At 71.9% G+C, this 7,969-nt stretch carries 5 protein-coding genes; 1 reads left to right on the top strand and 4 read right to left on the bottom strand.

Annotated elements, in window-relative coordinates; genetic code table 11:
• Positions 1-162: 162 nt before the first annotated feature.
• A complete protein-coding gene (locus WMI84_RS15540) occupies positions 163-1,440 on the bottom strand; it encodes an MFS transporter (RefSeq protein WP_347354684.1) in 1,278 nt (425 codons plus the stop codon).
• A 202-nt stretch (positions 1,441-1,642) separates the two neighbouring features.
• Between WMI84_RS15540 and WMI84_RS15535 the strand changes: the two genes are divergently transcribed.
• Positions 1,643-2,959, top strand: a complete 1,317-nt coding sequence (locus tag WMI84_RS15535) for an FAD-dependent oxidoreductase (RefSeq protein ID WP_347354683.1) — start codon at positions 1,643-1,645, stop codon at positions 2,957-2,959.
• A gap of 86 nt (positions 2,960-3,045) precedes the next feature.
• Here the strand turns inward: WMI84_RS15535 and WMI84_RS15530 are convergent, their stop codons facing one another.
• The 3 genes from WMI84_RS15530 to WMI84_RS15520 all read right to left on the bottom strand — a co-directional run.
• Positions 3,046-4,410 (bottom strand): APC family permease, encoded by a 1,365-nt coding sequence (locus tag WMI84_RS15530; protein WP_347354682.1) that lies wholly within the window; start codon positions 4,408-4,410, stop codon positions 3,046-3,048.
• Between the two features lie 209 nt (positions 4,411-4,619).
• Positions 4,620-6,791: a 3-hydroxyacyl-CoA dehydrogenase NAD-binding domain-containing protein gene (locus tag WMI84_RS15525; RefSeq protein WP_347354681.1), complete on the bottom strand. Its 2,172-nt coding sequence runs from the start codon at positions 6,789-6,791 to the stop codon at positions 4,620-4,622.
• A 30-nt stretch (positions 6,792-6,821) separates the two neighbouring features.
• The coding region (locus WMI84_RS15520; RefSeq protein ID WP_347354680.1) for an acetyl-CoA C-acetyltransferase at positions 6,822-7,969 on the bottom strand (1,148 nt) is incomplete at its 5' end.

Raw genomic sequence — 7,969 nt, 5'->3', positions numbered from 1 at the left:
TCGGGCCGGCCGATCCGTACCTGACTCCTTCCTGAGTCGGCCGCCCGGCTGAGCCGGCCTCGGTAGCGGGGTCCGAGACGGGAGCCCGGTCGGCGGCCTTCCGGCCTGCTGCCGGCTCCTGCGCTCGGATGCCGCCGAGCCTGCTCCCGGACGCAGGTGTCCTCACGCGTCGGGCGACCCGACCATGCGTCGGCGCAGGTCCGCGCGCACGCGGAGCGCAGCGGCGAGCGATGTCGCGGTGAAGAGCGCGGTGACGGCCACGAGAGCGGTCAGGGGGACGGCCCAGCCTCCCGTCGCCTCGCGCAGCGCCCCGACGACCGGGCCGGCGCTGGCTGCCACGACGTAGGCGAACGTCTGGATGAGGGCGGACATGCTGGCGGTCTCGCGCGAGTCTCGGGCGGCCATGGCGACCGCGCTGAACACCACGACGAACCCGCCGGCCTGGGCGAGGCCGCCGAGGAAGAGCCAGAGGGCGATCAGCCCCGGGGCGAGGATCAGCCCGATCGACATGACCAGCCACAGCCCGCCGAGGACCGCGGCGGTACCGCTGAGGCCGATCCACCGGAAGAGGACCGGTACGAGCAGACCTCCGAGCACACCCCAGGCCTGGAAGCTCGAGGCCAGGGCGCCGGCTCCGGTCGCGGCCAGGCCGGCGGTCTCGACGAGATAGCTCGGCAACCAGGTCGTGTACGCGTAGTAGGTGAACGCCTGCGCCGAGAACGCGGTCGCCAGCAGCCAGGTGACCTGCAGGCGGGTCACCCTCCTCGGCGCGGGGCGCGCCACACCGACCGAGGCGCCGTCCGGGTCGACGACCGCCGGATGTGGCTCCGGAGCCTGCCGGGCGGTCCGCCACGGGGAGATCGTCCCGGCCCGTCGACGCGCCGGCAACGCCCAGACGGCCAGGCAGCCGGCCGTGAGCAGTGACCAGGAGGCCAGCGCCAACGGCCAACCGAGCGCCGCGGCGAGCGGCGCCGTCACCAGCGCGGTCAGCAGCGAGCCGGTGTTCATCGTGGCGGTGTACATGCCGGTCACGGCGCCGACGCGGTTCATCGGGACGTCCCGCTGGATGACGACGGGGACGACGATGTTGCCGAGTGTGATCGAGAGCCCCAGGGCGACCGTTCCGGCGAACATCGTCGCGGTCGTGGGGATCGCGCGGACCAGCTGGCTGACGAAGATGCCGACGAAGGTCAGCAGCGTCGCTGCCTCGGGTCCGATCCGTCGGGTGGTCAACGCCGCCAAGGGAGATGCCACCGCGAACGCCAGCACCGGCAGCGTCCCGAGCAGGCCGGCCGCCCCGGCTCCGAGGCCGAGGTCGGCGGCCACCTGGTCGAGCACCGGGGTGATCGCGACGATGGGACCACGCAACGGCAGTGCGATCATGACGATTCCGAACGTCACCAGGCCCAGGGGAGCGGCGGCGTGACTCGAGTGCTTCATGCGGGCGGCTCCGGGGTTACTTGGTCGTCGAGGTGGCCGGCCGACCGGGGTCGGGTTCGGTGGGTCCATCACACACCGTCCGCGTCGCTGGTCCTGCCGCAGGGGCCACTGCCGGGTGCTGCTTGACATGCCCGGCGCCTGCTCCGAACATGGCCCGTGGTCGACGACCGACCAGTCGAGCTGCCCGAGAGGAGCGCACGCGATGCCCGACCACACGCTGGGTGCGGACGCAATCGTGATCGGGGCCGGGGTCATCGGCTGCGGTGTCGCCTACGAGCTGGCCCGGCACGGCCGGCGGGTCGTCGTGCTCGACCGGGGACCGGGCGCGGGGCACGGCTCGACGAGTGCATCGTCGGCCTGTGTCCGGTTCAACTACTCGACCTTCACCGCGGTGGCGGTCTCGTGGGAGGCCAAGCAACGGTGGGTCGGCTGGGAGGACCATCTCGAGGGCACCGACGACGGGCAGCTGGCCCGGTTCGTCCAGACCGGCGCCCTGTGCCTCGAGTCGCCGGGCCAGCAGCGCTCGAAGGTGCTCGGGTTCTTCGACCGCGCGGGGGTGCCGTACGAGGTATGGGACGCCGAGACGCTGGCGTCCCGGCTGCCGGCGCTCGACCCGGGTCGGTTCTGGCCGCCGAAGCGGGTCACCGACGCGGGGTTCTGGGAGGACCCGCACGGGACGTTGACGGCGTACTGGACACCTGACGGCGGGTTCGTGGACGACCCGGTGTTCGCGGCCCACAACCTGATGGCTGCCGCGGTGCGCCGTGGCGCCGAGTTCCGGTTCCGGTCCGAGGTCACCCGGGTGCTGCGCAGCGGTGACGCGGTCGAGGGGGTCGAGCTCGCCGACGGGGCCCGGCTGTCGGCACCGGTGGTGGTCAACGTCTCGGGCCCGCACTCGGGCCACGTCAACGGTCTGGCCGGGGTGCTGGACGAGTTCAACATCCGGACCCGGCCGATGCGCCAGGAGGTGCATCACCTCGCGGCCCCGGAGGGCTGGAACCACGACGTCCCCGGGCCGATGGTGGCCGACCTCGACCTGGGCACCTACTTCCGTGGCGCGCCGGCGGGGGGCCTGCTCGTCGGAGGCGCCGAGCCCGAGTGCGACGACCTGCAGTGGCTCGACGACGCCGACGACTACCGGCCGAACGTGACCCGTGAGGTCTACGAGGCGCAGGCCTACCGGGCCGCGCGCCGGCTGCCGGCGCTGCGGGTGCCGAACCGCCCGGCCGGGGTGGTCGGGGTGTACGACGTCGCGGACGACTGGGCCCCGATCTACGACCGGACCGGCCTGTCCGGCTACTACGTCGCGATCGGCACCAGCGGCAACCAGTTCAAGAACGCCCCGGTCGTCGGGCAGCTGCTCAACGCCATCATCGAGGCCACCGAGGCCGGCCGGGACCATGATGCCCACCCGACCCGCCTGACCCTGCCGGTGACCGGCCTCACGGTCGACCTCGGCGACTACAGCCGGCTTCGGCACGTCGACCGGTCCCGCAGCAGCTTCAGCGTCTTCGGCTGAGCCTCGGGTAGTCCCCGGGGTGGAGCACGGCAGCCCACGGGCCGGAGCGGACGCGCCCGACCCGGCCCGGCGGCATCCGGGAGAGCTCAGGCCTCGTCGATGGCGAGGACCGGCGCCTCGCCCCGCTTGGTGCGGCTCATCGTGACGAGTACGAGCACTCCGACCGCCGTCCAGCCCAGGCCCACCTGCAGGGCCGAGCTCGACAGGCTGGTCCAGAGCCACAGGCACAGCCCGATGCCGATGCCCGGTGCGACGAGGTAGCGCGCCAGGGCCCGCGGCGTGCGCCGGCCCAGGTCGATCACGTAGTGCTTGACCACGGCCGCGTTGACCAGGGTGAAGGCGGTCAGCGCACCGAAGCTGATCAGCGAGGAGGCGAGGAACAGGTCCATGACCAGCGCGAGCAGCCCGATCGCCCCCACCACGAGAATGGAGCGGACCGGCGTGCGGAACCGTGGGTGCAGGTGGCCGAACACGGCGGTGGGCAGCACCCCGTCGCGGCCCATGGCGTAGAGGATCCGTGACACGGTGCCCTGCGAGGCGAGCACGGCACCGAGGCACCCCGCGATGTAGGCAGCGGTGAAGAAGTTCGTCAGGAACTGGCCACCGGCGGCCTGCATCACGTCGAGGGAGGCGGCCTCGGCGCTCGTGTAGGCCGTCCAGTCGGGGAAGACCCGGGCGGACAGCACCGCCAGCAGGACGAACAGGGCGCCTCCGCAGAGCGTGACGATGATGATGGCTCGGGGGATGGTGCGCCGCGCCTCCACCGTCTCCTCGGCCATGGCGGAGACCGCGTCGAACCCGAGGAAGGACAGGCACAGCACGGCCGCGCCGGCGAAGATGGCCGCGGCTCCGGGGCCCTGCGACGAGAAGGCGTCGGTCACCGAGGGGGCGCCGCCCGGGGCGGGGTGGCGCAGCGAGAGGGCCGCGAACACGACGATGAACACGGCCTGCACGACCAGCATCAGCGTGCTGACCCGGGAGACCAGCTCGACGCCGACGATGTTCAGGACCGTGACGACACCGAGGGTGGCCAGGATCCACACCCACTGGGGCACCGCCGGGAAGCTCGCGCCCAGGTAGATCCCGATGACGAGGTAGGTGATCATCGGCATGAGCAGGTAGTCGAGCAGCAGGGCCCAGCCGCCGAGGAAGCCGACACGGTCACCGAGGGTGCGGCGGGTGTAGGTGTAGGCGGACCCGGCCCTGGGGAAGGCTCGGACCATCGCCGCATAGCTCGCCGCGGTGAAGAGCATCGCGAGCGTCGTGATGACGTAGGCGGCCACGAGGTGGCCCTCGGTCTGCACGTTGACCACGCCGTACGTCGTGAAGACGGTCAGCGGGATCATGTAGGACAGCCCGAACAGGACCGCGCCGGGCAGGTGCAGCACCTTGCGCAGCGTCGTGTCCTGTGTCGTGCCCTCCGGATGGGGCCGGGTCGTCGTCGACGTCATGGGTTCACTCCTCGCATCTGCGGCCAGAGCCGTGAGACAGCCATGGTGCAGGACGATGGGCCGACCGCGAATGCGTCAGTTGACGTATCCGCCCCCGGCCGACCCGGTGGGTGCGGCATCGGCGCGCCGGCTCGCCGGGCGGCATACGGATCAGGAGGTATGCCGCCCAGCCGCGTGCCCGGTGTCGGTGCAGCCCGCGCGCGGCGGGGTCACGCCGCCGGTTCGGCACCCTCGCGCTCGGCCCGGGCGACCAGTGAGGCCGGGGGCAGGAACCGGTCGCCGTACCGCTGCGCGAGCTCGCGGGCGCGGGCGACGAACCCGGCGGCGCCGCCGGGGTAGCCGTCGACGTACTGCGCGACGCCACCGGTCCACGCCGGGAAGCCGATCCCCATGATCGAGCCGATGTTGGCGTCGGGGACGCTGCGCAGCACGCCCTCGTCGAAGCACTTGACCGTCTCGAGGGCCTCGGCGAAGAGCATCCGCTCCTTCATGTCCTCGAAGGGGATCCGTGTCGTGTGGCCGTACTTCTCGGCCAGGCCCGCCCAGAGGTGGGTGCGCCGGCCATCTGCGTAGTCGTAGAAGCCCGCCCCGCCGAGCTTGCCCTTGCGGCCCAGCGCGAGCAGCTCGTCGACGATGTCGGTAGCCGGGTGGGGCTCGTAGCGGCGCCCGGTCGGGTCGGCCTCGAGCCCGGCCCGGGTCTCCTTGTCGATCTTGCTCATCAGCGACAGGTTGAGCTCGTCGGCCAGCTGCAGCGGCGCCGCCGGGTAGCCGGCCTGCAGTCCGGCCTGCTCGACGCTCGCGGCGGCGACGCCCTCGCCGACCATGGCGATCGCCTCGTTCAGGAAGGTGCCGATGACCCGGCTGGTGAAGAACCCGCGGCTGTCGCCCACCACGATCGGGGTCTTGCCGATCTGCAGGGCGACGTCGAACGCCCTGGCCAGCGTCGCGTCGCTGGTCTGCTTGCCGGCGATGATCTCCAGCAGCGGCATCTTGTCGACGGGGGAGAAGAAGTGCATCCCGATGAAGTCCGCACTCCGCTGCACGCCCTCGGCCAGCGCTGTGATCGGCAGCGTCGAGGTGTTCGAGGCGAGCAGGGCGTCCGGGGCGACGACGTCCTCGACCTCCTGGAACACCTTGTGCTTCAGGTCGACCGACTCGAAGACCGCCTCGATGACGAGGTCGGCGCCGGCGAGGTCGGTGGCGGTGGCGGTGGGTGTGATCCGGGCCAGCAGCGCCTCCGCATCGGCCCGGCTCGACCTGCCGCGGGCGACGGCCTTCTCGACGAGCTCCACGGAGTGGGCCTTGCCCCGCTCGGCCGCTTCGAGGCTGACGTCCTTGAGGAGCACCTCGAGGCCGGCCCTGGCGCACACGTAGGCGATCCCGGCGCCCATCATGCCGGCGCCGAGCACGGCGACCTTGCCGGCTCGGTGCTTCGGGAATCCACCCGGGCGGGAGCCACCGGACTTGATCGTGTTCAGGTCGAAGAAGAACGCCTTGGTCATGTTCTTGCTCACCTGGCCCGTGATGAGCGAGACGAGGTAACGCGACTCGACGTCGAGGGCGGTGTCGACGTCGACCTGGGTGCTCTCGACCGCGGCGGCGAGGATCGCCCGTGGTGCGGGGTAGCTCGCGCCCTTGAGCTGCTTGCGCAGGTTGGCCGGGTAGGCCGGCAGGTTCGCGGCGAAGGCCGGGTTGGACGGTGTGCCGCCGGGGATCTTGAACCCCTTGACGTCCCACGGCTGGACGGCCTCGGGGTGGGCCGTGATCCACGCCCTGGCCGCCGGGACGAGCTCCTCGACCGAGCCGACGACCTCGTCGACGACGCCGAGCTCCCTGGCCTGCGCCGGGCGGTACCGCTGCCCCTGCGTGAGCAGCTTGGTCACGGCGTCGAGGACACCGAGCATCCGCACCGTCCGCACGACGCCACCGCCGCCGGGCAGCAGGCCCAGGGTCACCTCGGGGAACCCGACCTGGGCGCCGGGGACGTCCGCGACGATCCGGTGGTGGCAGGCGAGCGCGATCTCGAGGCCGCCGCCCAGGGCTGCGCCGTTGATCGCGGCCACGACCGGGCGTCCGAGGGTCTCCAGGGTGCGCAGCTGCGCCTTGATCTCGGTGACCGTGTCGTAGAGCCGCTGGGCGTCGGCCGGCCCGGCGGCATACATGTCGTTGAGGTCGCCGCCGGCGAAGAAGGTCTTCTTCGCCGACGTGACGACCACCCCCGTGACGGTCTCCCGCTCGGCGACCAGCCGGTCGACGGCGGCCCGCATCGAGGCGACGTATGCGGCGTTCATCGTGTTGGCCGACTGGCTCGGGTCGTCGAGGGTGAGCACGACGACGCCGTCGGCGTCCTGCTCCCAGCGGATCGTGTTCAGCTCAGGCATTGGGTGTGGTTCCTCCGGTTTCGCTGGGGCTCAGACGCGCTCGATCAGGGTGGCGACACCCATGCCGCCGCCGATGCAGAGCGTGACGACCGCGCGACGTGCGTCCCGGCGTTCGAGCTCGTCGACCATCGTGCCGAGGATCATCGCGCCGGTCGCACCGAGCGGGTGGCCCATGGCGATCGCCCCGCCGTTGACGTTGAGCTTCTCGTCGGGGATGCCGAGGTCCTTCTGGTACTTCAGCACGACCGCGGCGAACGCCTCGTTGATCTCGAACAGGTCGATGTCGTCGGTCGTGAGCCCCGCGGTGTGCAGCAGCTTCTGCGTGGCCGGGGTCGGCCCGGTCAGCATGATCGTCGGGTCGGCGCCGCTCGTGGCCGTCGCGGCGATCCGGGCCCGCGGCGTGAGCCCGAGCTCGCGGCCGATCTCACCCGAGCCGACCACCATGAGGCAGGCGCCGTCGACGATGCCCGAGCTGTTGCCGGCGTGGTGCACGTGGTTGATCCGCTCGACCCAGTGGTACTTCTGCAGCGCCACCGCGTCGAACCCGCCGGCCTCCCCGATCCCGGCGAACGACGGCCTCAGGGCGCTCAGCGACTCGACCGTGGTGCCCGGGCGCATGTGCTCGTCGTGGTCGAGCACGACGAGCCCGTTGATGTCGCGCACCGGGACGACCGAGCGGGCGAAGCGCCCGTCGGACCAGGCCTTGGCGGCCAGCTCCTGCGAGCGCACGGCGAAGGTGTCCACGTCGGTGCGCGAGAAGCCCTCCATCGTCGCGATCAGGTCTGCCGAGATCCCTTGCGGGACGAAGGAGGTGTCGTAGTTGGTCGCCGGGTCCATCGCCCACGCGCCGCCGTCCGAGCCCATCGGCACCCGAGACATCGACTCGACCCCGCCGGCCAGGATGAGGCTGTCCCAGCCCGAGCGCACCTTCTGCGCCGCCGTGTTGACCGACTCGAGACCGCTCGCGCAGAACCGGTTGAGCTGCACGCCCGCCACGTGGTCGGGCAGGCCCGCGGCGAGGGCGGCGATCCGGGGAAGCACCGCGCCCTGGTCGCCGACCGGGGAGACGATGCCCATGACGACGTCGTCGATCCGCTCGACGTCGAGGGCGGGGTTGCGGCTGCGCAGCTCGTCGATGAGGCCCACGGTGAGGTCGATCGGCTTGGTGCCGTGCAGCG

This window comes from Intrasporangium sp. (genome assembly GCF_039812505.1).
Lineage (GTDB): Bacteria > Actinomycetota > Actinomycetes > Actinomycetales > Dermatophilaceae > Intrasporangium_A.
The sequence above is the reverse complement of the archived record's forward strand: the minus strand, read 5'-3'. Positions and strand labels throughout refer to the sequence as shown.

Coding starts and splice junctions, on each gene's coding strand:
- WMI84_RS15530 (WP_347354682.1), bottom strand. CDS start 4,410: ATGACGTCGACGACGACCCGGCCCCATCCGGAGGGCACGACACAGGAC.
- WMI84_RS15540 (WP_347354684.1), bottom strand. CDS start 1,440: ATGAAGCACTCGAGTCACGCCGCCGCTCCCCTGGGCCTGGTGACGTTC.
- WMI84_RS15535 (WP_347354683.1), top strand. CDS start 1,643: ATGCCCGACCACACGCTGGGTGCGGACGCAATCGTGATCGGGGCCGGG.
- WMI84_RS15525 (WP_347354681.1), bottom strand. CDS start 6,791: ATGCCTGAGCTGAACACGATCCGCTGGGAGCAGGACGCCGACGGCGTC.